Source organism: Phreatobacter aquiterrae (assembly GCF_053471285.1).
In genome coordinates, this window is the sequence record NZ_JBJPHW010000013.1 from 108456 (window position 1) to 135153 (window position 26698).

The window sequence follows — 26698 nt, forward strand, 5'->3', positions numbered from 1 at the left end:
CCATGGAGGTCTGGCCGCGCATCCTGGGTATCATCGAGACGGAGGGCGCCTGCGTCCTCGTCAGCGTGCTCGCCGCGCGCGGATCGGTGCCGCGCGAGGCCGGGGCCCGCATGATCGTCAGGCCCGATGGCGGTTTCCACGGCACCATCGGTGGCGGCACGCTCGAGTGGCAGGCTCTTGCCCGGGCGCGACAGTTTCTGCAACACGGCCAGCCACGCAGCCGCGTGACCGATCAGGCGCTCGGGCCCAATCTCGGCCAGTGCTGTGGAGGGCATGTCACGCTGGGCTTCGAACTGTTCGACCGACACGCTATCAACGAGGTGGCCGTTCTAGCTGCGGCCGAGCGGGCAGGGGCCTTCGGCTGCCTGACGGCCGTCGGGACGGACGGTTTCCGCCGCACCCTTCTTCCCGAGGGTGCCCCATCGATACGCCTGACGCCGCGAACCTATGTCGAGCGGTTCGGGGAGGCCTTGCCCTACATCGGCCTGTTCGGCGCCGGCCATGTCGGGCGGGCGCTGGTTCTGGCGCTGGCGCCTCTGCCGTTCCGCATCCTCTGGCACGACCAGAGGGACGGCGCCTTTCCCGCGGCCGTGCCGGCGAATGTCGCCCTGGTCGGCGGCGATCCTGCCGATGCCCTCGCCCGCTTGCCCGACGGCGCACAGGTTCTGGTGATGACCCACAGCCACGGCGAGGATCTCGCCATCGTTGCGGCGGCCCTGGCCTCCGGCCGCTTCGCCCATGTCGGTCTCATCGGATCGCAGAGCAAACGGGCGCGGTTCGTCAAGCGCCTTGCCGCGCTCGGCCTCGCAGAAGCGACCGCGAGACTGCGCTGTCCGATCGGCATTCCCGGCCTTGCGGGCAAGGAACCTGCGGTGATCGCGGCCTCCGTCGCGGCGGAATGCTTGATCTTGCGCGAGAGCCGTTCCATCAACGCCGGGACCGCCGCGCGGCGGCAGAACGCCTGAACGATCCAGCCGGAGCCCCATGGACATCGCGCTTGCCACGGACTGGTTCAATCTCCTGTCGCGCTGGTTCCACGTCACCGCCGGCATCACCTGGATCGGCACCAGCTTCTACTTCATGTCGCTGGACTTCAGCCTGAAGGCCAAGGCGCCGGGCGCTGCCGGCGGCGACGGCGTCGCCTGGGAAGTGCACGGCGGCGGCTTCTACCACGTGCAGAAATACCTGGTGGCCCCGGACAATCTGCCCCCGGAGCTTCTGTGGCACCGATGGGCGGCCTATCTCACCTGGCTCTCCGGCTTCATCCTGCTGGTTGCGCAGTACTATCTGAATGCGCGCGGTTTTCTGATCGATCTGGCCGTGGCCGACATCACGCCGGTGCAGGCGATCGGGCTGTCGCTCGCCTCCATCGTCATCGGATGGCTCGCCTATGACGCGCTGTGCAGATCGCCGCTGGCCGAGAGGCCGCCGGTTCTCGCCATGGTCGTCTTCCTCATGGTGGTCGGCGCGGCCTGGGCCTTTTCCCAGGTCTTTTCCGGTCGCGGCGCCTTCATCCATGTCGGCGTCTTCGTCGGCACGATCATGGCGGCCAACGTCTTCCTGGTGATCATCCCCAACCAGCGGATCGTGGTCGCCGACCTCATCGCCGGCCGCAAACCGGACCCGAAATACGGCAAGATCGGCAAGACGCGCTCGACCCACAACAACTACCTGACCCTGCCCGTGCTGCTGATGATGGTGTCGAACCACTATCCGATGCTCTACGCGCACGCCCATTCATGGTTGGTGGTCGCCTTCATCCTGGTCTGCGGCGCGCTGGTGCAGCACACGCTGAACCGGCACGAGGCGCACGATCCCTGGAAAAGCTACGGCTGGGCCGTGCCGGTGGCGGCTGTCGCCCTTCTGCTTGCGATCTTCGTCACGTCGCAGCGTCCGACCCTCGACATCGCGGCAGCCGGACAGGTCAGCGAGGTCCGCGCCCTGCAGATCACCGCGACGCATTGCGTCGCCTGTCACGCGCGGCGGCCGCGCCACGAGAGCTTTTCGGAGCCGCCGAAAAACGTCATTCTGGAAACGGCTGCCGACCTTCGCCGCTTTGCCGGCATGGTCGCCCAGCAGACCGTCCACTCCAAGGCCATGCCGCTCGGAAACCCAACGCACATGACCGACCCCGAACGCGCCGAACTCGGCGCCTATCTCGCGGGCCTGCGATGACCGCCCTCGACATCGAACGGCTCGGCCGCCGCGCCGAGGCCATGCTGGACGAGTTGGCCGCCATCTCGGAGGACGAGGACCGGCTGACGCGGCGCTTCCTGACGCCCGAGCACAAGCGCGCCGCCCATCTCGTCGGACAGTGGATGGCGGAGGCCGGCATGACCCCGTCCGAGGATGCGCTCGGCACGGTCCGCGGTCACTACGCGATGGAGGGCGAGCCCGGGGGCGCCAATGCCGTGCCGCGGCTCCTCGTCGGTTCACATATCGACACGGTCATCAATGCCGGCAAGTATGACGGCATGCTCGGCGTGGTGGCCGGCATTCTCGCCATCGAGCATTTTCGCGACCTCGGCCGGCGCTTTCCCTTCGCCGTCGATGTTCTCGCCTTCGGTGACGAGGAGGGCAGCCGCTTCCCGACCGTCCTGTCGTCCTCCGCGGCGCTGGCGGGGGCCTTCGACCCCGCCTGGCTGGACGGGACGGACCGAGACGGTATCAGCCTGCGGCAGGCCATGCTGGACTACGGCCTCGACCCGGCTGCCGTCGGAACAGCCGCGATGGCGCGGGACGAGGCGCTGGCCTATGTCGAGATCCATATCGAGCAGGGCCCGGTTCTCGAGCACGGCAACCAGCCGCTCGGCGTGGTCACCTCCATCGCCGGTCAGTACCGGACGCGCGTCACGGTTCACGGCATGGCGGGCCATGCCGGAACGGTTCCAATGCCGCTTCGGCAGGACGCGCTTCTCGCCGCGTCCGAGATGATGCTCATGGCCGAGCAGATCGCCAGGGCCCATCCCGAGGCTGCCATGGTGGCGACCGTCGGCCACATGAAGGTGATGCCGGGGGCCATCAACGTCATTCCCGACCGGGTCGAGTTCGTGCTGGATCTCAGGGCGTCCTCGGATGCGCCGAGGGCTTCGGCGCTGCAATCCTTCACGGCGAGCGCCGAGGCCATCGCGGCGGCGCGGGGGTGCTCGGTCACCTTCGAGACCTATCACGACTGCGCGACGGCCGCCTGCGCGCCCTGGCTCCAGGACGGGTTGTCGCAGGCCATGGCGGGGATCGGCCTCGACGCCCCGCGCCTCGTCTCCGGTGCCGGACACGATGGTCAGGCCATGGCGATGCTGACCGACTTCGCCATGATCTTCGTGCGCTGCAAGAGCGGCATCAGCCACAATCCGCTGGAATCGGCCACCGTCGAGGACATGGGGCTGGCCGTCGCGGCGCTGATCCGCTTCATCGAGACTTTCAGCCCGCCACAACGGGGCTGATCGCTCACAGTTGCACGGCAGGGCATCACGGGCTGCGGTCCGCCCTTGCGAAAGGCGTCGGCGAGCGCCTAATGAAGCCGTTCCGGCGGCATCGCCCGCCGCATCCCATTCGGATCCGACATGGCCACGCTCATCGACACGCTGAAGCGCGACAGCCGTCCCCGGCACCCTGAGAAGGCACATCGGCCGGATCAGCCCATCCAGCGCAAGCCGGAGTGGATCCGAGTCAAGGCGCCGGGCTCGCCGAAATGGTCCGAGACCCACAAGATCGTCAAGGAGAACGGCCTCGTCACCGTCTGCGAGGAGGCTGGCTGCCCGAACATCGGCGAGTGCTGGGAGAAGAAGCACGCGACATTCATGATCATGGGCGACACCTGCACGCGGGCCTGTTCGTTCTGCAACGTGAAGACCGGCATGCCGCAGCCGCTCGATCCGAACGAGCCGGAGCACACGGCGATCGCCGTCCAGAAGCTCGGCCTCGAGCACGTGGTCATCACCTCGGTCGACCGTGACGATCTTGCCGATGGCGGCGCGCGGCACTTCGCGAACGTCATCCACGCCATCCGCGCCCGCTCGCCGAAGACGACGATCGAGATCCTCACCCCCGACTTCCTGCGCAAGGAGGGGGCGCTTGAGGTGGTGGTCGCGGCGAAGCCCGACGTGTTCAACCACAATCTGGAAACGGTTCCGTCGAAATACCTGAAGGTCAGGCCCGGCGCGCGCTACTTCCACTCCATCCGCCTGCTGCAGCGGGTGAAGGAGCTCGATCCGACCATCTTCACCAAGTCCGGCATCATGGTCGGCCTCGGCGAGGAGCGGAACGAGGTGCTGCAGCTCATGGACGACCTCAGATCGGCCGAGGTCGATTTCCTGACCATCGGCCAGTATCTCCAGCCGACCCGCAAGCATCACGAAGTCGTGCGTTTCGTCACGCCCGACGAGTTCAAGGGCTTCGAGACGATCGCCATGGCGAAGGGATTCCTGCTGGTCTCCTCCAGCCCGCTGACGCGCTCGTCGCACCATGCGGGTGAGGATTTTGCGAAGCTTCGGGCCGTCCGTCTCGCCCGCCTCGGGCATTGAGCGAAGGCGGAGGCGCCGTTCATGCCCGTCTTCAAGACCGAGCGCCGCGTGCGCCATCGTCCCGACCAGATGTTCGACCTCGTCGCCGACGTCGAGAAGTATCCGCTCTTCGTGCCGCTCTGCGAGAGCCTCAAGGTGCGCCGGCGGGTCAATGCCGGGGAGGGCGGCATCGAGATCCTCGTTGCCGACATGACGGTCGCCTACACGATGTTCCGCGAGACGTTCACCAGCCGCGTGACGCTGGACAGGCCGAGGCTGCACATCCTCGCCGAATACATCGACGGGCCATTCTCACGCCTGGAAAATCACTGGCGTTTCGCGGCGACCGGGGAGGGCACGCTCGTCACCTTCTCGATCGACTACGAATTCCGCTCGCGCGCCCTGGCGCTGGTCATGGGGGCCATCTTCGACGCCGCCTTCCGCCGCTTCGCCACCGCCTTCGAGACGCGCGCGGACGCGATCTACGGGAGCGGCGAGCCTATCGCCGTGGTCTGAGACGAGGACTCAGTCCTCGGCGAGCGCCAGCAACATCTGTAGCGCGACGACGACACTTTCCCGGCGGACCTCGGCGCGGCCGATGGCGCCGAAGCGTTCCTCCCGCAGGATGAGTCGGTCGCCCATCCTGGCGGCGAAATGGACGAGGCCGACCGGTTTGTCGCCCGTGGCGCCGCCGGGTCCGGCGATGCCGGTGACGGAGACGGAGATCGTCGCCCGGGATCGCGAAAGCGCGCCTTCGGCCATGGCCTGCGCCGTCTCGGCCGACACCGCGCCATGCGCGGCCAGAACCGCCGCCGGCACCCCCAGCATCTCCTGCTTCGCCTCGTTGGTGTAGGTGACGTAGCCGCGGTCGACGACATCGGATGAGCCGGCGATCGCGGTCAGTGCCGCGCTGACGAGGCCGCCGGTGCAGCTCTCCGCCGTCACCGTCATCAGGCCACGAGCGCGACAAGCCGACAGCACAGCGGTGGCCAAGCGGTCGATGGCATCATCGCTGGGGGGCTTGCTCATCTCACTCTCCCGGCAACCGCACGGTCGCTACGGCGAGGGCGGCGAGCCCTTCGCGGCGACCGGTGAAACCCATCCTCTCGCTGGTGGTCGCCTTGATACCGATGCGGCCGGCATCGATGCCGAGGATCGCCGCCATCCGTTGCCGCATGGCCTCGCGATGCGGGCCGATGCGCGGCGCCTCGCAGACAACGGTCACATCAAGGCAGGAGAGGACGCCGCCTTTCGCGGCCAGGAGCGCGGCGGCATGGGCGAGGAAACGGTCCGAGGAGGCGCCCTTCCACTGCGGGTCGTTCGGCGGGAAATGGGTGCCGATATCGCCGTCTGCGATGGCGCCGAGCACCGCATCGGTCGCGGCATGCAGCACCACGTCGCCATCGGAATGGGCGATGACGCCACAGTCATGCGGCACCCTGACGCCGCCGAGCCAGACATGGTCACCGTCGCCGAAGGCATGGACATCATAGCCCTGGCCGACCCTGACATCGTTCATCGCGACCTGTCCGCGCAGACGCCGTTCGGCCGCATCGAAATCCTCCGGATGAGTCAGTTTCACATTGCCGGCCTGGCCGGGGAAGATGACGACGGGCATGCCCGCCCATTCCATCACCGCGGCATCGTCGGTCATGGCCGCAGCATCCTCGGCGGCGGCGCGGCGATGGGCATCCAGCAGAGATGAATAGGCGAAGGCCTGCGGCGTCTGAATGGCGCGCAGAGCGGCGCGGTCCGCCGTCGCGGCGACGCGACCGGCAGCATCGACCACCTTCACCGTATCGACGACCGCGATGCCGGGGATGGCCGCGACTGCGCCACCCGCGACGGCGTCGATGGCGTCGTCGATCAGCCGTTGCGACAGGAACGGGCGCGCAGCATCGTGAACCAGCACGATGTCCGGCACGTGCGGCGCGAGGCCCTCAAGCCCCGCGAGGACGGACGCCTGACGCGTCGCCCCGCCGGTGACCGGCTCCAGCAGGCGCGAAGAGGCGGGAACCGCGCTCCGGTAACGGTCCGCCTCGGCCGGATCGATGACCACGAGGATATGATCGATGCGGCGGCTGGCGAGGCAGGCGTCGATGCCGTAGGAGATCACCGGCCGGCCGGCGAGGATGCGATACTGTTTCGGCACCTCGCCCCCGGCGCGGGTGCCGCGACCGGCGGCGACGATCAGGGCTGCGACTGTCGGCTGCGATGCCATTCCGGGGTTCCATCCTGTGGTGCCCCTTCCTATCGCGTTCACCTTGAGCTGTCTTGTTTCAAGGCACGCCTCTTGTGCAGCGCATCAAATGATGTCTAAAGTGTAGGCATATCATTTCTCGCTTACGAAATAGGCATCTGAATGAACTTCCCATCGACCATGACGCCGCAAGGGCGTGTGAAGTCGATCGGGCCGTTCGACGTGGTCCTGCCTGTCGCTCTCGCGCCCATGTCCGGTATCACGGACGCGCCGTTCCGGCGCATGGTGACGCGGTTCGGCGTCGGCTGGACCGTGTCGGAAATGGTTCCGGGCGACGACCTGGCCGCCGGTGGCGAAGAAGCGCGCCTGCGCGCCGAGGGCGAGGGGCTGTCGCCCCATGTCGTGCAGATCGCCGGATGCGATCCCCGGTGGATGGGCGAGGGTGCCCGAATCGCCGCCGCCGCCGGCGCCGACGTCATCGACATCAACATGGGCTGCCCGGCCAAGCGCGTGACCGGGGGATACGCCGGCTCGGCGTTGATGCGCGACCTGGACCACGCCGAGCGCCTGATCGACGCGACGATCGCCGCCGTCGATGTCCCGGTGACCCTCAAGATGCGGCTTGGCTGGGATGACGCGTCGCTCAACGCGCCGGAGCTGGCGCGCCGGGCAGAGCGGGCAGGGGTTCGGCTGGTGACCGTCCACGGCCGAACCCGCCAGCAGTTCTACAAGGGCCGGGCGAACTGGGCGGCGGTGGCCACCGTGCGGGACGCCGTCTCCATCCCCGTCGTCGTCAACGGCGATGTCGCGACCTTCGCGGAGGCCGATGCGTGCCTCGCTTTGTCGGGCGCGCATGCCGTGATGATCGGCCGCGGCGCGCAGGGCCGCCCCTGGCTGCCCGGGCAGATCGGCGCCCATCTCGCAGGGCTTCCCGTTCCTGCGGCCCCGGCGCTCGACCAGCAACTGGCCTGCGCCATCGCTCTATACGAGGAGCAGCTCGCCCACTACGGAGCCGCGGTCGGCGTGCGCCATGCCCGCAAGCATCTCGGCTGGGCCCTGGACGCGGCTGCCGCGGAAAGCGGCGCGGATACTGCCATCCTCGCCACCGCGCGCCAGCGGGTGCTCACACTGGAGGAGCCGCGCAGGGTCATCGAGGTTCTCACCGAATGCTACGACCAGTTCCAGTGGAGGGCAGCCGCATGATCGCCGCAGCCCAGCGTCTCGACAGCCACGATTCCATCCTCAACGCGCTGCCCCATCCGGTCGTGAGCATTGCCGCCGACGGCATGATCGTCGACGGGAATGCCGCGGCCGAAGGATTCTTCCAGGCCTCCATCTCGGTTCTGCGCCGCCACACGCTCAAGGAACTCGTTCCCTTCGGCAGCCCACTGCTGGCGCTGGTCGACCAGGTCCGCGAGCGCCAGGCGCCCGTCAACGAGTACAAGGTCGACCTCGGCACGCCTCGCAACGGGCACGAGCGGATCGTCGACATCTATGTCGCCCCGCTCGCCGAGCGTCCCGGCGACGTGGTCGTCATGCTCCAGGAACGCACGATCGCCGACAAGATGGATCGCCAGCTGACCCATCGCGGCGCGGCCCGCTCCGTGACCGCGCTGGCCGCCATGCTCGCTCACGAGATCAAGAATCCGCTTTCCGGCATCCGCGGCGCCGCCCAGCTGCTGGAATCCTCCGTCGACGATCAGGACCGGACACTGACGCGGCTGATCTGCGACGAGGCTGACCGCATCGTGAAGCTCGTCGACCGCATGGAGGTGTTCTCCGACGAACGCCCGGTGGAGCGGGAGCCGGTCAACATCCACGTCGTCCTCGAACACGTGAAGAAGCTCTCGCAGTCCGGATTCGGCCGGCATATCCGCTTCGTCGAGGAATACGACCCCTCGCTGCCGCCGGTCTTCGGCAATCGCGACCAGCTGATCCAGGTCTTCCTCAACCTCGTGAAGAACGCCGCCGAGGCGATCGGCGAGCAGGCCTCCGACGGCGAGATCCTTCTGAGCACCGCCTTCCGGCCCGGCGTCAGGCTGACCATGCCGGGCACGTCGAGCCGGGTCGGGCTGCCGCTCGAGGTCTGCGTTCGCGATAACGGTCCCGGCGTGCCCGACGATCTCATTCCCCACCTGTTCGATCCCTTCGTGACGACCAAGAGCTCCGGGACCGGTCTCGGGCTGGCGCTGGTCGCCAAGATCGTCGGGGATCATGGCGGCATCGTCGAATGCGACAGCCAGCCCCGCAAGACCGTATTCCGCATCCTCCTGCCCATGGCCCGCGTGTCGCAGACCGACGCCAACGGCCGCAAACCACTCTGACGAGGTCACTGATGCCGACAGGAACCATCCTTGTCGCCGACGACGATGCCGCCATCCGCACGGTGCTGAACCAGGCCCTGTCGCGCGCCGGCTACGACGTCAGGCTGACCGGCAACGCCACCACGCTCTGGCGCTGGGTGTCTCAGGGCGACGGCGACCTCGTCATCACCGACGTCGTCATGCCGGACGAGAATGCCTTCGACCTGCTTCCGCGCATGAAGAAGCTGAGGCCCGACCTGCCGGTGGTGGTGATGAGCGCGCAGAACACGTTCATGACGGCGATCAAGGCCTCGGAGCGCGGCGCCTACGACTACCTGCCCAAGCCCTTCGACCTGAAGGAACTGGTCGCCATCGTCGGCCGCGCGCTGGCAGAGCCCAAGGGCAAGCTCGGCAAGTCCTCGCCGATCGACACCGACACCATGCCGCTGGTCGGCCGCTCGCCGGCCATGCAGGACATCTACCGGGTGCTGGCGCGCCTGATGCAGACGGATCTCACCGTCATGATCGTCGGCGAGAGCGGCACCGGCAAGGAACTGGTCGCCCGCGCCCTGCACGACTACGGCAAGCGCCGCAACGGGCCCTTCGTCGCCATCAACATGGCCGCGATCCCGCGCGACCTGATCGAGAGCGAGCTGTTCGGCCACGAGAAGGGGGCCTTCACAGGAGCCCAGTCCCGCAATCCGGGCCGCTTCGAGCAGGCCGAGGGCGGGACGCTGTTCCTCGACGAGATCGGCGACATGCCGATGGAGGCGCAGACGCGCCTGCTGCGCGTGCTCCAGCAGGGGGAATACACCACCGTCGGCGGCCGCACGCCGATCAAGGCGGATGTCCGCATCGTGGCGGCCACCAACAAGGACCTGCGCCAGCAGATCCAGCAGGGCCTGTTCCGCGAGGACCTGTTCTTCCGCCTCAACGTGGTGCCACTGCGCCTGCCGCCGCTGCGTGAGCGCAGCGACGACGTGCCCGACCTGGTGCGCCATTTCTTCGCTCTCGCGGAGCGGGAGGGGCTGCCGGCCAAGCAGATCGACGCGGCCGCCATGGAAAAGCTCAAGCGATATCGCTGGCCGGGCAACATCCGCGAACTGGAGAATCTGATCCGGCGACTGGCGGCGCTCTACCCGCAGGAGATCATCACCGCGCCGATCATCGATAACGAACTGTCGACCCCCGAGCCGACGCTGTCGCGCGACGAGCCGCGCGAGGACGATACCCTGATGGCCTCCGTGGAGCGCCACATGGGCACCTATTTCAAGGGCTATGGCGACGATCTTCCCCCGCCGGGCCTCTATCACCGCGTCCTGAAGGAAGTGGAGATTCCGCTGATCTCGGCCGCCCTGGCCGCGACCCGCGGCAACCAGATCAAGGCGGCCGACCTCCTCGGCGTCAACCGCAACACCCTTCGCAAGAAGGTCCGTGATCTCGACATCCAGGTCATCCGCACGTCGCGTTGATGCGGAGCGCGCGGGGCAAAGCCTCGCACCCTCGCCATCCGGGACGGCTTCGGGCCCCGCCTTCATCGAACGTGACTTTTCTGTCACAGTTGTTGTATTCACGTCACCTGATTCCCGATGACGTTCGTGCGGTGCCGGTTCTGCCGGCTTTCCGCCGAACTGTCCGGAGACACTCATCGGATGACTGCAACGACGCCTGTCGCCACGATACTGCCCGCCACCGACGGTTCGGCCTTCATGCCGCGCCTCCGGGCACGGCGTGCCGGACCGATCATGGTCGGCATCGCGCTGTTCTTCGGCCTCATCACCTTCCTGCTCGTCACCGGTCTCCTGCCCATCGCGGCGACCCACGAGGTCGTGCTCACCGTCCTGGTGATCGACGCCGCCCTGGTCATCGCCCTCATTGTCCTCATCGTCCGCGAGATCATGGTGCTGCGGCGGGCGAGGCGGGCAGGGCAGGCGGCCTCGCGCCTGCACGAGCGCGTCGTGCGGCTGTTCGCCATCGTCGCCTCGGTTCCCGTGGCGGTGATTGCGATCGCGGCCTCCGTCACGCTGGACCGCGGCCTCGAGAGCATCTTTTCCGGAACAGTGCGCCGCTCGATCGAAGCCTCGGCCAATCTGGCCAATTCCTATTTGAACGAACAGGTCACCGTGGTGCGGGCGGAGGCGGCCGCGCTGGTGCGGGACATCGAGCGCGTCCGGGCGCTCGACCAGTCGGAGGTCAACTTCAGCCGCTTCCTGTCGGCCCAGGCCATGGTACGCGGGCTGACCGTGGTGCGCCTGCTGAAACTGGACGGCACCATCATCGACCGCGCCGACCTGCCGATGCAGGCCGACTTCAGTGTTCCCGCGGCGATCCTGGAGGAGGTCGCCAAGACCGACGACATCATCGCCAACGTGACGTCGCGGGACGACCGCGACTTCATCGAGGCGATCCTCAAGCTGAAGAGGGGGGGCGACGAGATTCTCTACGTCGTCCGGCAGATCAGCCCGCAGATCGCGCAGCACCTGCGCGCTACCCAAATCGGATTGTTCGAATACCAGGAACTGCAATCGCGACGGCTCGGCCTGCAGATCGCCTTCGCGCTGATGTTCGCGTTGATCGCCTTCCTCGTGACCCTCTCCGCCGTCTATCTCGGCCTCAGCTTCGCCAACCGGCTCGTCCAGCCGATCCGCCGCCTCATCGGAGCGGCGGACCAGGTCGCGGCGGGCGATCTGGCGGTCGAGGTGCATATCCGCAAGTCGGAGGGCGACCTCGCCAATCTCGGCGACACCTTCAACAAGATGACCGCGGAACTGCGCCAGCAGCGCGAGGACCTCATCAACGCCCGCGACCAGATCGACAGCCGCCGGCGGTTCACCGAGGCGGTGCTCGCCGGCGTGACGGCAGGCGTCATCGGCCTCGACGAGGCGGGTCGGGTGACGCTGCTCAACCGCTTCGCCGTCGAAACCCTCGGCATGGCCGAAGCCGACCTGCTCGGCGCCGTCCTGGTAGAGGCAATTCCCGAGTTTTCCGACCTTGTCTCCGGCTCGTCGCGCGGCGCGCCGATCGTCCAGGGGCAGGTCATGCTGGTGCGCGGCGGGCGGGAGCGGACCCTCGTGGTGCGGGTCGCGCTGGAGGCCGACGAGGACGGCGCTCATGGCGCGGTGGTGACGCTCGACGACGTCACCGACCTCGTCGTGGCGCAGCGCACCTCGGCCTGGGCCGACATCGCGCGGCGAATTGCCCACGAGATCAAGAACCCGCTCACACCGATCCAGCTCTCGGCGGAGCGGCTCAAGCGCCGCTATGGCCGGGTGATCACCGAAGACCGCGAGGTGTTCGACCAGTGCACCGACACCATCATCCGCCAGGTCGGCGACATCGGCCGGATGGTCGATGAATTCTCTTCCTTCGCGCGCATGCCGAAGCCGGTGTTCGAGACGGAGGACGTCGCCGACACGGTGCGTCAGGCGGTCTTCATGATGCGCATCGGCTATCCCGAGATCGACATCGTCGACGAGATTCCCGAAGGCCGGCACGAGGCGTCCTTCGACCGCCGCCTCCTCAGCCAGGCCCTGACCAACATCATCAAGAATGCGACGGAGGCCATCGCGGCCGTGCCTGAGGCCGAGCGCGGCAAGGGCCGCATCCTCGTGCGCCTGACGGCCTCGGCGCCGTTCTATTCGGTGGATGTCATCGACAACGGCATCGGCCTGCCCAAAGAAAACCGTCATCGCCTGCTTGAGCCTTACGTAACGACACGCGAAAAGGGCACCGGGTTGGGTTTGGCGATCGTCGGCAAGATCCTCGAGGAGCACGGCGGAGGCCTCGGCCTCTATGATGCTCCGGCGGATGCCGAGGGGCACCAGCGCGGGGCGCATTTCCGATTGAGTTTCAAGGATCAGCAGCTTGCGGCGACCACCGCCGCGGCCGAATGAGCAAGAACGGATGACCTCGCATGGCTGGTGACATTCTCGTTGTCGACGACGAGGCGGATATCCGGGAGATCGTCGCCGGTATTCTCGATGACGAGGGCTATCGCACGCGCACCGCCCGCAACGCCGACGAGGCGCTGACCGCCATCGAGGCGCGCCGCCCCAACCTCGTCTTCCTCGACATCTGGATGCAGGGGAGCCGGCTCGACGGCCTGCAACTCCTCGACGTCATGAAGGATCGCCACCCCGACGTGCCGGTGGTGATGATCTCCGGCCACGGCAATATCGAGACGGCCGTCTCCGCCATCAAGCGCGGCGCCTACGACTACATCGAGAAGCCGTTCAAGGCTGATCGCCTGGTGCTGGTCGCCGAACGGGCGATCGAGACATCGCGGCTGCGGCGCGAGGTGAAGGAACTGCGGCAGATGTCCGGGCAGGCCGCGAGCCTCGTCGGGCGGTCGTCCGCCATGAACCAGCTCCGCCAGACGATCGAGCGCGTGGCGCCGACCAACAGCCGGATCATGATCTTCGGCGCCTCCGGTTCGGGCAAGGAGCTGACGGCGCGCACGATCCATGGCGCCTCCGCGCGGGCCAGCGGTCCCTTCGTGGTGATCAACGCCGCCGCCATCACCCCGGACCGGATGGAGATCGAACTCTTCGGCTCCGAGGCGGACGGCGCCCAGGGCCGCAAGGTCGGCGCGCTGGAGGAAGCCCACGGCGGCACGCTCTTCATCGAGGAAGTGGCGGAGATGCCGCGGGAGACGCAGAACCGCATCCTGAGGGTCCTGGTCGAGCAGAGTTTCCAGCGCATGGGCGGCGCCGCCAAGGTGCAGGTGGACGTGCGCATCATCTCGGCGACAGCCCGCGACATCCAGAGCGACATCGCCGAAGGGCGCTTCCGCGAGGACCTCTTCCATCGCCTTGCCGTGGTGCCGGTGCGGGTGCCATCGCTGGCGGAGCGGCGCGAGGACATTCCCGATCTCGTCGAGCATTTCGTCGAACATCTCGCCACGGTCTCGGGGCTGCCGCGGCGGCGTATCGGCGACGACGCCATGGCCGTGCTGCAGTCTCACGACTGGCCGGGCAACCTGCGCCAGTTGCGCAACAACATCGAACGCGTGCTGATTCTCGCCGGTGGCGATCCGGACGCGGTCGTCACGGTCTCGATGCTGCCGCCCGACGTCGGTTCCGCCGCACCCTCCATGCCGACCGGGCAGGGGGGCGAGCACCTGATGGCGCTGCCGCTGCGCGAGGCGCGCGAGGCCTTCGAGCGCGAGTATCTCGCCGCCCAGATCAACCGGTTCGGCGGCAACATCTCGCGCACGGCCGAGTTCATCGGCATGGAGCGATCGGCGCTGCATCGCAAGCTCAAGGCCTTGTCGGTGGAGTGATCCGCGATTTCGGCAGGGCGGCCTTGCACCGGCTTTCCGCCCTGCGCGGTTCGCCTGCCGGACGAACCATGGCAGATTGCCGCAATGCGGCGGCGGTGCCCGCCGCCGTCGAACCGCCTTCGAGGAGCCTCCGGAATGTCCCGTGTCGCCTATGTCAACGGAAGCTACGTCCCGCATGGCGAGGCGGCCGTCCATATCGAAGACCGCGGCTACCAGTTCGCCGATGGCGTCTATGAGGTCTGCGAGGTCCGGGGCGGGCGCCTCGTCGACGAGACGCGCCACATGGACCGGCTCGAGCGCTCGCTCGGTGAATTGCGCATCGCCATGCCGATGGCGCGTCGGCCTCTCGGCATGGTCCTGCGCGAGACGGTGCGCCGCAACCGCGTGCGCGACGGGCTGGTCTATCTTCAGGTGACGCGCGGCGTCGCCCGCCGCGACCACGCCTTCCCAAAGCCGGGAACGCCGCCGGCGCTCGTCGTCACCGCCAAGAACGTCGACCCCGCCAAGGGCGAGGCCAATGCCACCAAGGGCGTCAAGGTCATCTCGGTGCCGGACAACCGGTGGGAGCGCGTCGACATCAAGTCGGTGGGGCTGCTGCCCAACTGCATCGCCAAGCAGGCGGCACGCGAGGCGGGCGCCTACGAAGCCTGGCTGGTCGATGAGGACGGCTTCGTCACCGAGGGGTCCTCCACCAATGCCTGGATCGTCACCCGCGACGGCGTGCTGGTGACCCGGTTCGCCGACAACGGCATCCTCAAGGGCATCACGCGCACCACGCTGTTCGACCTCTGCAAGCGCGAGGGTGTGCGCATCGAGGAGCGCAAGTTCACGATCGAGGAGGCCCAGAACGCGCGTGAGGCGTTCCTCTCCTCGGCGACGACGATCGTCATGCCGATCGTCGAGGTCGACGGCCGGCCGGTCGGCAATGGAGCGCCGGGATCGATCTCGACGGGCCTGCGGGCGAAGTTCCACGAGGTCGCCGAGATCGCATGAGAGGCCCGCGCGCCACACGAGGCTGTGACGATCTGGGCGCTTGTGCGCTGCGGTATGATGAGCGTTTAATGTCGTGCCAAGAACAAGCCCGACCGGTGCCAGCCGGTCCATAAACCTTCGCGGTGTCCTTCAGGCCGCGGCAACAACGGAAAAAGACAATGGCGGAACGAGCACAGAACCTCCAGGACACCTTCCTCAACCACGTGCGCAAGCAGAAGATTCCGCTCACGATTTTCCTCGTGAACGGCGTCAAGCTGCAGGGCGTCGTCACCTGGTTCGACAACTTCTGCGTCCTGCTCCGTCGCGACGGGCACTCGCAATTGGTCTATAAGCACGCCATATCGACGATCATGCCCGGCGCCCCGGTCCAGCTGTTCGAACCGCAGGACGGAGACGACAAGGGCTGATCTCAACCTCGAGGCCCTTTTTTGGACATTCGCCGTCCCGACATCGTCAGCACCATCCATCACGACAGTGGCGACGAGCCGCAAGGCGAACCGACGCGCGTCGTCGTCGTCGTGCCCATCATCACGCGGCGAGGCGAGGGGGCCGAGGGACCCTCTCGCTCGGCCGATGCCAGGCGCGATGAGGCGGTTGGACTGGCGGCGGCCATCGATCTCGAGGTCATGGAGACCGTCACGGTCGGCCTCAACCAGCCGCGGCCGGCGACGCTCATCGGCAAGGGCAAGGTGGAGGAGATCGCGGGACTGGTGGCGGCCCACGAGGCCGGCCTCGTCTTCGTCGATGCGGCCCTGTCGCCGGTGCAGCAGCGCAACCTCGAAAAGGCGTGGAAGGCCAAAGTCGTCGATCGTACCGGCCTCATTCTCGAGATCTTCGGCCGGCGCGCGCGCACGAAAGAGGGCGGCCTGCAGGTTGAACTCGCCCATCTCAGCTACCAGAAGAGCCGTCTGGTGCGGTCCTGGACCCACCTTGAGCGCCAGCGGGGCGGCTTCGGCTTCCTCGGCGGCCCCGGCGAGACGCAGATCGAGGCCGACCGCCGGATGATCCAGGAGCGGATCACGCGGATCGAGCGCGAACTCGAACAGGTGACGCGCACCCGCCGCCTGCACCGCGAGAGCCGCCGGCGCGTGCCCTATCCGATCATCGCCCTGGTCGGCTACACCAATGCCGGCAAGTCGACGCTGTTCAACGCCCTGACGACGGGCGGCGTCCTGGCGCAGGACCTGCTCTTCGCCACCCTCGACCCGACACTCCGGCAGATGCGCCTGCCGCATGGCACCAAGGCGATCCTGTCCGACACCGTCGGCTTCATCTCCGACCTGCCGACCATGCTGGTCGCCGCATTCCGGGCGACCCTGGAAGAGGTCATCGAGGCGGACGTCATCCTGCACGTGCGGGACGTCAGCCACGGCGACACGGAAGCTCAAGCTGCCGATGTGGCGGCCATCCTTGCCGATCTCGGCATCGATCCGGTCAGCCGCACGATCATCGAGGTCTGGAACAAGGTCGACCTCCTGGACGAGCCGGCCCGCGAGGCCGCGCGTAACCGCGCGGCACGCCACGACGAGGCGCATCGGCCCTATTTCGTCTCTGCCGTGACGGGTGAGGGGCTGCCCGAACTTCTCGGCGCCATCGAGGACCGCCTGCGGGCGGAACATGAGCGCCTGACCGTGACGGTGCCGGCGGCCGATGGCGGCACGCTGCACTGGATCCACGAGAACGCCGAGGTCGAGGCGCGCGAGGCGCTGGAGAGCGGCGAGACCCGCGTCACCCTGCGCATCGCGCCGGCCAAGCGCGACCAACTCGAGCGCCGGCTGCCGAAGGCCGGCTGACGCGCCTCAGGTTGCGCCGTCACGCTCGCGGCGCTTGGCCTCATTCCAGAGCGCGTCCATTTCCTCGAGCGACGCATCGGCCGGCCCGCGCCCTTCCACTGCCAGCGCCGCCTCGATGGCGGCGAAGCGCCGCTCGAACTTGGCGTTGGTGCCGCGCAGCGCGTCTTCCGGATCGACGTCGAGGTGTCGCGCCAGATTGACCGCGGCGAAGAGGAGGTCGCCGACCTCGCCGGCGATGTCCGCCTGCGAGGCGCCGTTGCGGCGGGCCTCGACGATCTCCTGCGCCTCCTCGACGATCTTGGCGAGCACGGCGTCGACATCGTTCCAGTCGAAGCCGACCTTGCCGGCCCTGGACTGCAGCTTGAGAGCCCGGGTCAGGGCGGGAAGGGCGGTCGGAACCCCTGCCAGCAGCACCCCGCCGGCAGGCTCAGCCGGCAGGCCCAGCCGTGCGCGTTCGGCCACCCGCGCCTGCTTCTCCCCAGCCTTGATCCGGTCCCACAGGCCCTTGACCGCCTCCGGGCTCATGTCGCGGTCGCCGCCGAAGACATGGGGATGGCGCCGGATGAGCTTCCCCGTGATGGCACGGACCACATCTGGAAAGGCGAAGAGCCCTCGTTCCTCGGCCATCCGGGCGTGGAAGACGACCTGCAGAAGCAGGTCCCCGAGTTCGTCCTTCAGGTCGGTGAAATCCTCGCGCTGGATCGCGTCCGCCACTTCATAGGCTTCCTCGATGGTAAATGGCGCGATTGTCGCGAAGGTCTGGACGAGATCCCAGGGACAGCCGCGCCCGGGCGTCCGCAGCCACGCCATGATCTCGACGAGACGCGCGATGTCATCGGACGGTTCGATGGATGGAGGTGCTGGATCTGTCGTCGTCATCTGTCACTCTGCGCTCACCGCCGTCGGGCAAGGCAAGAGGCGGGGGCCGTCAATCCACAGCTTGAGTCACGTCGGACGACTGCCGACATCGACGGGGATGGCCGGGTGTGTCCGTGATCGATATCTGGCGCCGGTGAGAGCTATTTGGCGGGACTTCGTGGGATTTTCTGGGATAATCCAGGATCACTCCGAAGCCAGCGCGCGCTTCGCGTCGGCCAATCGCCGGTCGAGGAAAAACTGGGCGACCGCCTCACGGGTGGGTGTAGCCCCGAGAACCCGTCTCTTCGTCTCGGCGACCGTCGCATCGATGGCCAGCCCCGCATCATAGCATTCGTCGAGAATCGGGCGGACCTTTACCGAATACGCGATCGAGGGGCGGCGTGGCGGAACTGCCGAAAGGCCATGGGCCGCGAGCTTGCGCAGCTTCGTCCAATACCGGTGCACGGCAGAAGACGAGGGTATCTGACGCGGGCCGAACCGATCTGCCGCAGCCGCCTGTGCCTCTTGGATGGTGGCAGACAGCCTGAGTTGCTCTGCGAAGAACGCGGCCACGTCGCTATCGCCGAAATGGCGACTGCGTTCATTCTGTACGCCATCGGACAACAGCGCGCGCAGGCGGTGAAGCTCTTCCCGCTCGCGCATGAAAGTCGCGTATTCGGTGCTGCTGATCCGAACGGTATCGGGCGGAGCGTCATCGCTCATGCCGAACCTCCTTCAACGCGGCTTTGACCAGGTGGCGCGAAGGATCAAATGGCATCGTGATCATGCGCGGCTCTCATGCAGTGAGCTGCCGATGCGGGCCGCCACGCGCTCCCCAAGTGTGCGGCTCATGTCGTCCAGCGACTGGCCGTTGGGGGCAATGGTGACCCCGCCCATGTCGATCGAGACGGCGATGCCACCACCCGATCCGCCTCCGGACGCTCCGCCGGCCGTGCCAGCATCCGGAGCGGACGGCCGCGGCAGTGCCCAACCACCTTGTCGCGAAGCCGACATGCCTGCCGCCGCCATGGTCCGCATCCGGTCGGACACCGCCCCGCTGTTGTCGCCGATGCCGGAGGCGAGTTGTGCCGCGATCTCCTGCCCACCACGGCGCAGGTAGCGGAACGGGCCGTCTTTCGCAGGGCTCTGCGGTACGTTGCGCATGGCCCGACCGGCTACCTCGCTCATCGCGGCCGAGACCTCGCCGCCGCCGGCTCGAATGCCGGCGGCAAGCTGCGATGAAATCTGCTGACCTGCGGAATAGGCCTGGTTGGAGACTTGTCCCAGCGTGCTCGACATTTGCGCCGCGAGCCGGTCGATCTCCGAATTGGCCTTGTTCAGCGCATCGGAAAGCGCCCGCAGCTCGTAGTTTTGGGCAGAGGTTGCATTGCCACCCTGACCGGCAATCGCATCCCTTATCGACTGAATGGCCTCCCGGAGCGAGGTTGCTTCGGTCTCGACCTTGGCTCTCTGGGCCTGGAGGCCGGCGAGCCATTCACGCACCCCTGGACCGGATGGCTCATCCGCTGTCGGTGCGCGCTGCCGATCCTCGCGAGCCAGGACGTCTGGAGCCATCTGCTGGCGATCTCGACGACGAAGAATGTCCGGCCGAGCGGGGGGCGGGCCGTGACGCAGGACATCCTCGAAAAACTTGCGGCGCTCGGCATCATTGGCATCACGTATCTGGCCTTCAATGCTGGCGACGCTCGACGGCGTCTCCTCGGCCGCTCGCTTCGCCAGTTGGCGCTCCGTCTCGCGGACGCGCGCCTCTTCACGAAGGGCTGTGAGCCGCTGGCGTTGAAGGGCCAACTCTTCCTGCCGGCGAAAGTCGTAGTTATCCCGCGCCCTCTTCATCTCTTCGTCAAGAGCCGCGATGCGCCGGTCGTAAATCTCACGTGCGATAGCGCCCTGACCGCGTCTTTCGCGTTCTTGGTGCGCTTCGTAGTTATCGAACAGGCGGTTGACGGCCCCGGCCACGGTGCCGGCCGCGAGTCGCCCCGCATAGCCAATTCGCGCCGTGAGAGCGTCGATCGCCTGCTTGGCCCGCTCAATCTTGGCAAAGTCGGCTTCAGAAAAGACGTCGAACTCCCGCTGCACCGCCCCTCGCGTCCGCGACCGATCGTTCAACTGCCCCTGAAGCGTCCTGATGCGGTCGATCTGCTGGGCAAGGCGTCTGATCTCCTCGGCCTGATCGTTGCCGAAGATATTGGAGATCGCGCTGTCGCGTTTGTCCGGCGCCAGCGCGTTCAGCTTGGTCAGGAAGTCGAGGATCGTGCTGTTGGCGTCGCGGCGGAACGACTGGGCGAAGGTCCGTGTGCGCAGTCCCATGGAGCGCAGGGCCTTGTCGAAGTCGCTTCCCTGGTTGCTCGCATCGGAGAGCGTGGAGACGATCGACGACATCGCCTTATGAGAAGCTGAGGCTTCCGATCCCGCTGCCCGGAGTGCCGCCCCGTAGGCGGCCATGTTCTCTGCTGAAAGCCCCGCCGAATGCCCCTCCTGGCCGACCTCCCGGAGGAAACTGGCGAGATCGGTCGCTTTGCTGCGCGTTGCCGTGGCGGCGGTCTGGATCGCGTCCGCGATGCCTTCAAGTCGGGGCTGGTTGGCGCGGTAGATGTTTCCGAGCGAGCTGAGGGTCTCGCCCGTCTTGCTGGCAGACTGGCCCCAGGCCTGCGATGCGCGCGCCGCCAATGCCGTGTAGCTCGCGAGATCCTGGCCGCGGCGGCGCTCACTCGCCCCAGCCGCCATCAGACCGGCGACCTCTTCCTTGGACCGCCCCGTGGCCCGCGCGATCGTCAGAACCTGCCGCTCGTACTCCTCGAGCTCCAGCCGGCTCGCGGAGGTCGCTCTGCGGACGTCGGACATGGCGCGTTCGAGGGACAGAGCCGCGGGGGTTGCCGCGGCCACCATGCCGACGCCGCCAACGACGGCCCCGCCGGCCGCTCCTGCGGCCAACATACCGGCCCGGCCGGCGAGCGCCGCACCGGCGCCGCGAGCCAGACCACCGGGCATTGCAGCGGCATCTGCGACCGATCCTGCCGGCTCCGGTCCCGCCGCCGCGGTTGCCCTCCCGCGCCGTGACCAGCGGGCAGCAGCGACGCCCCCTGCAACACCGTTGAAGGCCCCGCCCCGGAGACGCTCGTCGCGGCGCATCAAGCCAAGGTAGGAGACCTGCGCGCCCCTCGCCGTGGCCGCCGCCGCCATCGCGTCCCGCTCGGCGCGCGGGCGACGGCGGCTGATGGCGATATATTCCTCGGCCTTCCTGTTCAGATGGTCGAAGGCGCGCGTCATCGCATAGGTGCGGCCGAGCGCCATGGCCGAGGGGCCGCCACCTTCGGCGCGTCGATGCAGGCTGGCGATGTGGGCGCTATAGCGCCCCGTCGAGGCTGCCAGGCGGTCAGTTGCCCTCGCCTGCGCCCCTATCGCGCGGGTCGCTACCAGCGTCGTGTTGCCGGAGCGGACTGCCGTCGCGCGAAGGCCCGCCGAAGTCGAGGCGAACCGACCCTGACTGGCATTGAGCTTGTCCAGTTCGCGCCGGGCCGGGCCTGTCTTACCGGTCAGCCGGTCGACCAGCTCCAGAATGAGCGAGGCCTTCATCTCGGCCATTGCGGCGCCTCCGCAGTTGCGACGTCAGGCGACGGCGCCCGTGACGAGATAGCCGACGTCAGGAGCGCAGATGATCTCTTCGACCTTCTCGCCGACGCGAACGACTTCGCCCCCTTCCATCCCGATGTTCGGATCGAGGATGGTCCCGGCGACCCGCGAGTTGACCTCGGCCGTGAAGCCGAAGGTGATGCCGCCGCGATCGGGCCGGGCCTCGGGATCGATGTGCAGGAAGGCCATGTTCTTGCCCCAGACGCGCTGGATCACCGGCGCCTGCCCCTTGCGAGCGGTGTTCACGAAGCCCTCGCCGACGAGCACCTTGGGGATTTCGAACAGGCGACCGAACTCCTCGCGGGTGATGATGCCCCGCGTCGTCGTCTGTCCCCGCACCGCGTTGACGATGTGGGGATGGGAGCGGATGACGTCCCAGACGGCCTGCCCCATCACCACCACGTTGGGGCGGAACACCAGCGTGCCGGCGAGCGCACCGGCGATGACGCCGATCGGATCGGAGTCGGTGTAGTCCGAGAACTTGGCCCCGCCCATCAGGGCGAGCTTCCGGCCGGACGAGTAGCTGTCCGGAGAGAACACCTTGCTGGCCACGCGCACCTCCCGGTCGAGAAGGATCAGCGAGGTGAGCATCTTCGCCGAATGCGCCCGCGGATCGTAGGTGCTGCGATTCAGTTGGCGCTGGCGCGCCGCTTCGTTGATGTCACCCATGGGGATGGGGTCGTCCAGGGCGTAGTCGTTGGTGCGCCCCTGCCGTTCGATGCCCGTGAATTCCATCTGATTGGGCCGCCCCCGGCGACCAACGCGGGTATCGGGAAGGGTAAATCCCTCGGCGAGCGGGTGCTCGATCCAACTGAACCGTTCGGACATGACCGGAACGCGCGGAAGGACCTGATCGGCGATCAGCGTCTGCGAGGGATTGGAGTAGCCGACCGAGATCGCGGTCAGGGCTTCATTGACGGGAAAGGGTCGTTCCATGACGGTCTCCGAGGCGTCGGTGTGGAAATGGCAGGCGGTCTCAGGCGGTGGGCGTGATGCCGCCGGTCACGCGAACGACCGCGTCGTCGATCGCCATTGATTTGCCGTCCTTGGCCGCGTCCGCCTGAAGCCGGCGCGCCTGCTCGAGGATCGTCTTGCTTCCGTCGTGCACCGCGCCTTCGCCGGGCGTGATCCGGTTGAGGGCCATCGGCGATCCGCCGATCACAGGCATCGCGGCGCAGAGGGCCTCGAATTGCTCGACGCCGACCTGACGGCATACGGCGAGCGCACGATCCTTTGCCGCGGGCGGGAATTTGCCGTCCCGCACCGACGCATCGACGGATGCCTGAATGGCAGCTTCGCCAGCGGCGCGGTCGCGCTCGCTCAGGGCCGTCTCCGCCGAAACGGCGCGGTTCAGAGCGACGTCGTGTTCGGCCTTGGGCACGAAGGACCCCGCCGCGACATCGCGCTCCAGTTGCCGCAGGGTGGCCAGTCGGGTCATCAGCGCGTCGTCGTCGGTCTCCGCATCCGCTCCGATCGCGCGGCACAGCGCGACGCGATCGATCGAAAGGCTGCGGTTCAGGGCCGGAAGGTCGAGGTTCGGCTTGTTGGTCAGTGCGACCGAGGAGATCTGCGTGATCTCGCGATCGCTTGCCCGGAAACGAATGGCCGGAGACAGATACCGATAGGCCTTCGAGGTCAGGTACTCGCGGCCCTGCGGCGTCAGGTCGAATTCGGTGGCGGCCACCGCGCCGTCGATGACCGCGAGCTTCTTGATCCATCCGACCGCCGGAGCGGGCTCACCCTTGGGCCCCTTCAGTTCGGTCGCGTGCTCGATATCGATCGGAAGCGGCTTGGCGGCGGAGTTGAACGCCTGGACGAGAACGTCCGGCGCCGTCGATCGCCATCGCCTGCCGTCCACACCGACGATGTCAGGACCCCGCGGGATGAGCACCAGGACGTTCGGCAGTTCAGCGCCTTCCACGGCGATGGGCTTCAGCCGGTCGGAATGTTGCTCGTTCTGCAAGTCCATCTCCATCGGATGAGGAACCGCATCGAAGCTTGGCCGCTGGCACGACCAGAGCCTCGATGCGGGCTGCCCTCAACAGCGATGGAAGTGATAACGCGCGGGAACACCCGGAAATGAGGGCGGCATTTGCCGCCCTCTGCTACAATACCGGGCGATTCCATTGCTTGGCGTACGGGGACCGGAGTGACCGAACAGACCGAAAACACGTCCGGCCATCAGGGTGCAGGGCGTACCACGGCGAAAGACGATCCAATAGATCGGTTGGAAATCGTCTTTCCTGATCCGGTTCGCCTCTTCAAACCCCGCGAAAGCAGCAATCTATCAGATCCCAACATCATATTCGTTTTGGACGCAAGCTGCCTTCTGTTGCCCTATTCGCTAACGAAAGAGTCGCTTGCCTCGGTCGATCAAGTCTATCGTAACCTGGTAGCTGAAGGCCGGCTATTCGTACCGGCCAGAGCCGCGCGGGAGTTCGCAGCCAATCGGGAGGAGAAGCTGGGCCAGCTTCTCCAGCACCTCAACGATTGTCGTTCGAAGGTTAGCATTTCGGTACCCGACGTTCCGATCTTGTCCAGCCTCAAGCCTTTTGCCGCCATGCAAGAGGCCGAAGTGTCCTTCAAGAGCGCGAAAAAGCAGTTTTCAAAAGCAATTGAAGAGATGATTGCCGCGATTTCCGCATGGCGCGGAGATGATCCGATTTCAAAGATCTACAGCGAGGTCCTCTCCGACAAGACCGTAGTCGACATACCAGACGCCGAGCCTACGGCCCTGCGCAAGGAATGGGAGCAAAGGCTGCGGCTGCGGCGGCCACCCGGCTATAAGGACGCTAGCAAACCAGATGGCGGCATCGGCGATTTCCTCATTTGGAAGACTATTCTTTCCCTGGGCCAAAAGTTCAAAAGGAACATCGCGTTCGTCACCTACGACCGAAAGCCTGATTGGATGGTACGCGAGACCTATGTTCGCCCCGAGCTGATCGACGAGTTCCGTGGCGCGTCGGATGGCTGCGAACTGCGACTATGCACCCTTGCTGATGTACTTGGAGGCATGCAGGCCCCGCAACAAGTCGTGAATGAAGTGCGCATCACGGAGGAATCGCCTCGCTTCGTAGGTGACCTCACGGACGTCTTTGTCGATCCGCGGAATGAGCGCCGGATGATTGTGGTCCCGATGGGAGCGGTATCATTCGACTATTCCAGTAACAACGGCATCATAGATATCGACCACTATGACAGGCGGTTCACGCTCAGGTTCTCCAAACACTCCGACAAGGCCATCTATCTCTACACTGGGCGCACCAACCTCCGCCGCATTGCCCGCGTGAAGGCCTCTGCCGAGCCTCCCGACGGTCTGGTCAGTTTCGAGCAGTTCGATAGCTCGTCCGACGTCTATCCCATTTTTGCCGGCGAAAGTTTTTTGGCGGAGAATACCGAAGGCGAGATAATGGCCGGCCGGATCGACGAAATCGCGGACGATTCACGCGGCTCACCGGCCGACAACGTTCGGTTTCGGTTCATGACTTCCCGACCAAAAGCTGAGGTCTGGTTGCCGCGCCCCCTTTGATCACATGAGCTGTCCCAATTCTGACGAGCCATACAAGAGCTTCCCCGCCTCTTGGCTCTGGCGATCAAGGCAACCTACTCGAAGGCCCGTCCGCGCCCCTCCGGCCGTTCAATTTCGCGTTCAAGGAAATTTCCGGCCGGAGATGGCTCCGGCCCCTCAAACGCCGTCAGTGGCCTTCTATGAGGCTCGGCCATTTTTGAGGTCGGACGCGGGATCGCCGTGCTTGCGCAACAGCCGCTGCACCGTCGTCCGATCGATGCCGAGACGGTGGGCGATGTCTGTCTGCGATAGCCCCTGCGCGCGAAGCGACGTGACGGCTGCCGCGCGGCGGCGCTGTTCCCCGATGACCGTCGTCGGAATGAGGATCGTCATGCCCTCAAACCCCCGCACCAGGCGCTCGGTGGCGGCCTCCCCGATCAGGGCCACCAGAGGATGCTCAGTGCTGAACAGGTGCAGGCGGGGGATATAGAGGCGTCTGCCCCCGAAGTGGATACCGATCGCCGTGGCCGCGGCGACGCCGCCCTGGTCGCGGCCGATGCAGTCCGCAATTTCGTTGAGGAGTGGAGACAGGGCGAAGGTCTCAGGCGGAGCGTTCGCCCCGGCCTGGTCGAGCGCTTCCTCTGATGTACCTTCGGAGACGTTGCCCATGCGCCGGATCGAGACCGCGTAAGTTGCCCCGGCCGGCATGACCGCAAAGCTGCTACGCAATGAGGGCGGCAATTGCCGCCCCGTCTTCGCGCCATCTTCTACTCATCGGCTGCAACGCATGCTAATTTGGCATCGACGGTCGAGCACAGGATGACCGGGACTTCACTTCGGTGGGGGACCCGCGGGGACCTTCCGACCCCCCGACCGTCGCTTTTGGCTTCTCAAGGGTTGAACGCGTGTGACCATGGCGCGCAGGCCCGTGATGACCTTGGCGGCATCGGCCGGCCGACAGAACCGCAGTGACGACACCTTGAAGCGGTGTTCAATCCAGCGGTTCAACGCAGGCTCATCGTCGCTCCCCGACCAATCGCGCCACAGCCCACGGATCATCGTGATCTGCTTCGGCGAGGCCCAACCGGGCCGGTCGCCATAAGTTCGCCTGGTCCAGGTGCTGCGGAAGCCGCAAGCCGTGAAGTAGCGCATGACCGCCGCGAACCCGCGGCGATCGAGGCCGGCCGCGCTCTCGGCGCGGCCGTGCTGAAGGAGCACAGCGCGATAGGTTGTCTCGTCCATGCTGAGTTGCTGTTTCGCGATGTGGATCAGCGCGACATGCTTCGCGCCGATCTTGTCGGATGGGGTCGCCCTGGTCATGTGGCGCCCTCATCGGATGGCCGGCGGGAGGGCCTGTCGCGCACCCTCTCGCTCAGATGATCGAGCCGGGCAGCCCAGGTGCCGAGCAGCTCCGCCGCGATGTCGATGGCGGTGCTCATAGCGTGGTTACAGGGCGGGCTTGAGGTGCTGTCCTCGGCAGAGTGTGAAATCGCGTGCAAGAACCACCCCCTGCTGGGCTGGTTTCGCGTCCAATAACCACCCCTGCTGAGGCCATAGCGCACGATCCTTTCCGTTTTCGGGAAGGGTCCAGGGATGACGGGTGTGGAGA

23 protein-coding genes are annotated in these 26698 nt (G+C 66.8%); 14 read left to right on the forward strand and 9 right to left on the reverse strand.

Annotation, left to right across the window (positions count from 1 at the left end; translation table 11 throughout):
* The first annotated feature begins 2 nt into the window (after window positions 1-2).
* From xdhC to ACJ4V0_RS18395, 5 genes are all read left to right on the forward strand, one after another.
* Complete coding sequence (gene xdhC / locus ACJ4V0_RS18375; protein ID WP_448301054.1) at window positions 3-965, forward strand: xanthine dehydrogenase accessory protein XdhC; 963 nt, start codon at window positions 3-5, stop codon at window positions 963-965.
* Between the two features lie 19 nt (window positions 966-984).
* A complete protein-coding gene (locus tag ACJ4V0_RS18380; protein WP_448301055.1) occupies window positions 985-2175 on the forward strand; it encodes a urate hydroxylase PuuD in 1191 nt (396 codons plus the stop codon).
* Window positions 2172-3443 carry an allantoate amidohydrolase gene (locus tag ACJ4V0_RS18385; RefSeq protein WP_448301056.1) on the forward strand — a complete coding sequence of 424 codons (1272 nt, stop codon included), beginning with the start codon at window positions 2172-2174 and terminating at the stop codon, window positions 3441-3443. Before ACJ4V0_RS18380 ends, ACJ4V0_RS18385 begins: the two co-directional genes overlap by 4 nt.
* Before the next feature lie 120 nt (window positions 3444-3563).
* Window positions 3564-4523 carry a lipoyl synthase gene (gene lipA / locus ACJ4V0_RS18390; RefSeq protein ID WP_448301057.1) on the forward strand — a complete coding sequence of 320 codons (960 nt, stop codon included), beginning with the start codon at window positions 3564-3566 and terminating at the stop codon, window positions 4521-4523.
* A 21-nt stretch (window positions 4524-4544) separates the two neighbouring features.
* Window positions 4545-5018 (forward strand): type II toxin-antitoxin system RatA family toxin, encoded by a 474-nt coding sequence (locus tag ACJ4V0_RS18395; RefSeq protein WP_448301058.1) that lies wholly within the window; start codon window positions 4545-4547, stop codon window positions 5016-5018.
* 9 nt (window positions 5019-5027) lie between these two features.
* Here the strand turns inward: ACJ4V0_RS18395 and ACJ4V0_RS18400 are convergent, their stop codons facing one another.
* Together ACJ4V0_RS18400 and ACJ4V0_RS18405 are read right to left on the reverse strand one after the other, a co-directional pair.
* The gene (locus ACJ4V0_RS18400; RefSeq protein ID WP_448301059.1) at window positions 5028-5531 is read right to left on the reverse strand and encodes a CinA family protein; all 504 of its coding nucleotides are present in this window, start codon (window positions 5529-5531) and stop codon (window positions 5028-5030) included.
* Window position 5532: 1 nt separating this feature from the next.
* Complete coding sequence (locus ACJ4V0_RS18405; RefSeq protein ID WP_448301060.1) at window positions 5533-6723, reverse strand: bifunctional 2-C-methyl-D-erythritol 4-phosphate cytidylyltransferase/2-C-methyl-D-erythritol 2,4-cyclodiphosphate synthase; 1191 nt, start codon at window positions 6721-6723, stop codon at window positions 5533-5535.
* Window positions 6724-6864: 141 nt separating this feature from the next.
* On the opposite strand from ACJ4V0_RS18405, the gene dusB reads away from it, so the two are divergent.
* The 8 genes from dusB to hflX all read left to right on the forward strand — a co-directional run bounded on the left by dusB (window position 6865) and on the right by hflX (window position 17072).
* Complete coding sequence (gene dusB / locus ACJ4V0_RS18410) at window positions 6865-7905, forward strand: tRNA dihydrouridine synthase DusB (RefSeq protein ID WP_448301061.1); 1041 nt, start codon at window positions 6865-6867, stop codon at window positions 7903-7905.
* On the forward strand, window positions 7902-9026 hold the full coding sequence (locus ACJ4V0_RS18415) for a two-component system sensor histidine kinase NtrB (protein WP_448301062.1): 1125 nt from the start codon (window positions 7902-7904) through the stop codon (window positions 9024-9026). Before dusB ends, ACJ4V0_RS18415 begins: the two co-directional genes overlap by 4 nt.
* Window positions 9027-9037: 11 nt before the next feature.
* Window positions 9038-10477, forward strand: a complete 1440-nt coding sequence (gene ntrC, locus ACJ4V0_RS18420) for a nitrogen regulation protein NR(I) (RefSeq protein ID WP_448301063.1) — start codon at window positions 9038-9040, stop codon at window positions 10475-10477.
* 180 nt (window positions 10478-10657) lie between these two features.
* The gene (locus tag ACJ4V0_RS18425; protein ID WP_448301064.1) at window positions 10658-12898 is read left to right on the forward strand and encodes a sensor histidine kinase NtrY-like; all 2241 of its coding nucleotides are present in this window, start codon (window positions 10658-10660) and stop codon (window positions 12896-12898) included.
* Window positions 12899-12918: 20 nt separating this feature from the next.
* A complete protein-coding gene (gene ntrX / locus ACJ4V0_RS18430) occupies window positions 12919-14286 on the forward strand; it encodes a nitrogen assimilation response regulator NtrX (RefSeq protein ID WP_448301065.1) in 1368 nt (455 codons plus the stop codon).
* Window positions 14287-14421: 135 nt separating this feature from the next.
* Window positions 14422-15279: a D-amino-acid transaminase gene (locus ACJ4V0_RS18435; protein WP_448301066.1), complete on the forward strand. Its 858-nt coding sequence runs from the start codon at window positions 14422-14424 to the stop codon at window positions 15277-15279.
* 158 nt (window positions 15280-15437) lie between these two features.
* On the forward strand, window positions 15438-15686 hold the full coding sequence (gene hfq / locus ACJ4V0_RS18440) for an RNA chaperone Hfq (protein ID WP_108176771.1): 249 nt from the start codon (window positions 15438-15440) through the stop codon (window positions 15684-15686).
* Between the two features lie 27 nt (window positions 15687-15713).
* Entirely contained in the window at window positions 15714-17072 is a 1359-nt protein-coding gene (hflX, locus tag ACJ4V0_RS18445; RefSeq protein ID WP_448301078.1) for a GTPase HflX, read from the forward strand.
* Window positions 17073-17078: 6 nt separating this feature from the next.
* On the opposite strand, the gene mazG is transcribed toward hflX, so the two are convergent.
* From mazG to ACJ4V0_RS18470, 5 genes are all read right to left on the reverse strand, one after another.
* Window positions 17079-17921, reverse strand: coding sequence for a nucleoside triphosphate pyrophosphohydrolase (gene mazG, locus ACJ4V0_RS18450; protein ID WP_448301079.1), 843 nt, complete (start codon window positions 17919-17921; stop codon window positions 17079-17081).
* Window positions 17922-18134: 213 nt separating this feature from the next.
* Window positions 18135-18653 carry a hypothetical protein gene (locus tag ACJ4V0_RS18455; RefSeq protein WP_448301067.1) on the reverse strand — a complete coding sequence of 173 codons (519 nt, stop codon included), beginning with the start codon at window positions 18651-18653 and terminating at the stop codon, window positions 18135-18137.
* Window positions 18654-18713: 60 nt separating this feature from the next.
* Window positions 18714-21533: a phage tail tape measure protein gene (locus tag ACJ4V0_RS18460; RefSeq protein WP_448301068.1), complete on the reverse strand. Its 2820-nt coding sequence runs from the start codon at window positions 21531-21533 to the stop codon at window positions 18714-18716.
* 24 nt (window positions 21534-21557) lie between these two features.
* The gene (locus tag ACJ4V0_RS18465; RefSeq protein ID WP_448301069.1) at window positions 21558-22517 is read right to left on the reverse strand and encodes a capsid protein; all 960 of its coding nucleotides are present in this window, start codon (window positions 22515-22517) and stop codon (window positions 21558-21560) included.
* Between the two features lie 40 nt (window positions 22518-22557).
* Window positions 22558-23544 (reverse strand): phage protease, encoded by a 987-nt coding sequence (locus tag ACJ4V0_RS18470; RefSeq protein WP_448301070.1) that lies wholly within the window; start codon window positions 23542-23544, stop codon window positions 22558-22560.
* A 186-nt stretch (window positions 23545-23730) separates the two neighbouring features.
* Between ACJ4V0_RS18470 and ACJ4V0_RS18475 the strand changes: the two genes are divergently transcribed.
* Window positions 23731-25110, forward strand: coding sequence for a PIN-like domain-containing protein (locus ACJ4V0_RS18475; protein ID WP_448301071.1), 1380 nt, complete (start codon window positions 23731-23733; stop codon window positions 25108-25110).
* Between the two features lie 177 nt (window positions 25111-25287).
* Here ACJ4V0_RS18475 and ACJ4V0_RS18480 read toward each other — a convergent pair whose 3' ends face one another.
* Both ACJ4V0_RS18480 and ACJ4V0_RS18485 read right to left on the reverse strand, forming a co-directional pair.
* The gene (locus ACJ4V0_RS18480) at window positions 25288-25758 is read right to left on the reverse strand and encodes a helix-turn-helix domain-containing protein (protein ID WP_448301072.1); all 471 of its coding nucleotides are present in this window, start codon (window positions 25756-25758) and stop codon (window positions 25288-25290) included.
* Between the two features lie 162 nt (window positions 25759-25920).
* Window positions 25921-26409, reverse strand: coding sequence for a regulatory protein GemA (locus tag ACJ4V0_RS18485; RefSeq protein WP_448301073.1), 489 nt, complete (start codon window positions 26407-26409; stop codon window positions 25921-25923).
* Window positions 26410-26698: the final 289 nt, after the last annotated feature.

Coding starts and splice junctions, on each gene's coding strand:
- ACJ4V0_RS18485 (WP_448301073.1), bottom strand. CDS start 26,409: ATGACCAGGGCGACCCCATCCGACAAGATCGGCGCGAAGCATGTCGCG.
- ACJ4V0_RS18415 (WP_448301062.1), top strand. CDS start 7,902: ATGATCGCCGCAGCCCAGCGTCTCGACAGCCACGATTCCATCCTCAAC.
- hfq (WP_108176771.1), top strand. CDS start 15,438: ATGGCGGAACGAGCACAGAACCTCCAGGACACCTTCCTCAACCACGTG.
- ACJ4V0_RS18400 (WP_448301059.1), bottom strand. CDS start 5,531: ATGAGCAAGCCCCCCAGCGATGATGCCATCGACCGCTTGGCCACCGCT.
- ACJ4V0_RS18480 (WP_448301072.1), bottom strand. CDS start 25,758: ATGGGCAACGTCTCCGAAGGTACATCAGAGGAAGCGCTCGACCAGGCC.
- xdhC (WP_448301054.1), top strand. CDS start 3: ATGGAGGTCTGGCCGCGCATCCTGGGTATCATCGAGACGGAGGGCGCC.
- ntrC (WP_448301063.1), top strand. CDS start 9,038: ATGCCGACAGGAACCATCCTTGTCGCCGACGACGATGCCGCCATCCGC.
- ACJ4V0_RS18395 (WP_448301058.1), top strand. CDS start 4,545: ATGCCCGTCTTCAAGACCGAGCGCCGCGTGCGCCATCGTCCCGACCAG.
- ACJ4V0_RS18460 (WP_448301068.1), bottom strand. CDS start 21,533: ATGGCCGAGATGAAGGCCTCGCTCATTCTGGAGCTGGTCGACCGGCTG.
- ACJ4V0_RS18385 (WP_448301056.1), top strand. CDS start 2,172: ATGACCGCCCTCGACATCGAACGGCTCGGCCGCCGCGCCGAGGCCATG.
- ACJ4V0_RS18455 (WP_448301067.1), bottom strand. CDS start 18,653: ATGAGCGATGACGCTCCGCCCGATACCGTTCGGATCAGCAGCACCGAA.
- ACJ4V0_RS18405 (WP_448301060.1), bottom strand. CDS start 6,723: ATGGCATCGCAGCCGACAGTCGCAGCCCTGATCGTCGCCGCCGGTCGC.
- dusB (WP_448301061.1), top strand. CDS start 6,865: ATGAACTTCCCATCGACCATGACGCCGCAAGGGCGTGTGAAGTCGATC.
- ACJ4V0_RS18435 (WP_448301066.1), top strand. CDS start 14,422: ATGTCCCGTGTCGCCTATGTCAACGGAAGCTACGTCCCGCATGGCGAG.
- ACJ4V0_RS18465 (WP_448301069.1), bottom strand. CDS start 22,517: ATGGAACGACCCTTTCCCGTCAATGAAGCCCTGACCGCGATCTCGGTC.
- ntrX (WP_448301065.1), top strand. CDS start 12,919: ATGGCTGGTGACATTCTCGTTGTCGACGACGAGGCGGATATCCGGGAG.
- ACJ4V0_RS18425 (WP_448301064.1), top strand. CDS start 10,658: ATGACTGCAACGACGCCTGTCGCCACGATACTGCCCGCCACCGACGGT.
- ACJ4V0_RS18380 (WP_448301055.1), top strand. CDS start 985: ATGGACATCGCGCTTGCCACGGACTGGTTCAATCTCCTGTCGCGCTGG.
- lipA (WP_448301057.1), top strand. CDS start 3,564: ATGGCCACGCTCATCGACACGCTGAAGCGCGACAGCCGTCCCCGGCAC.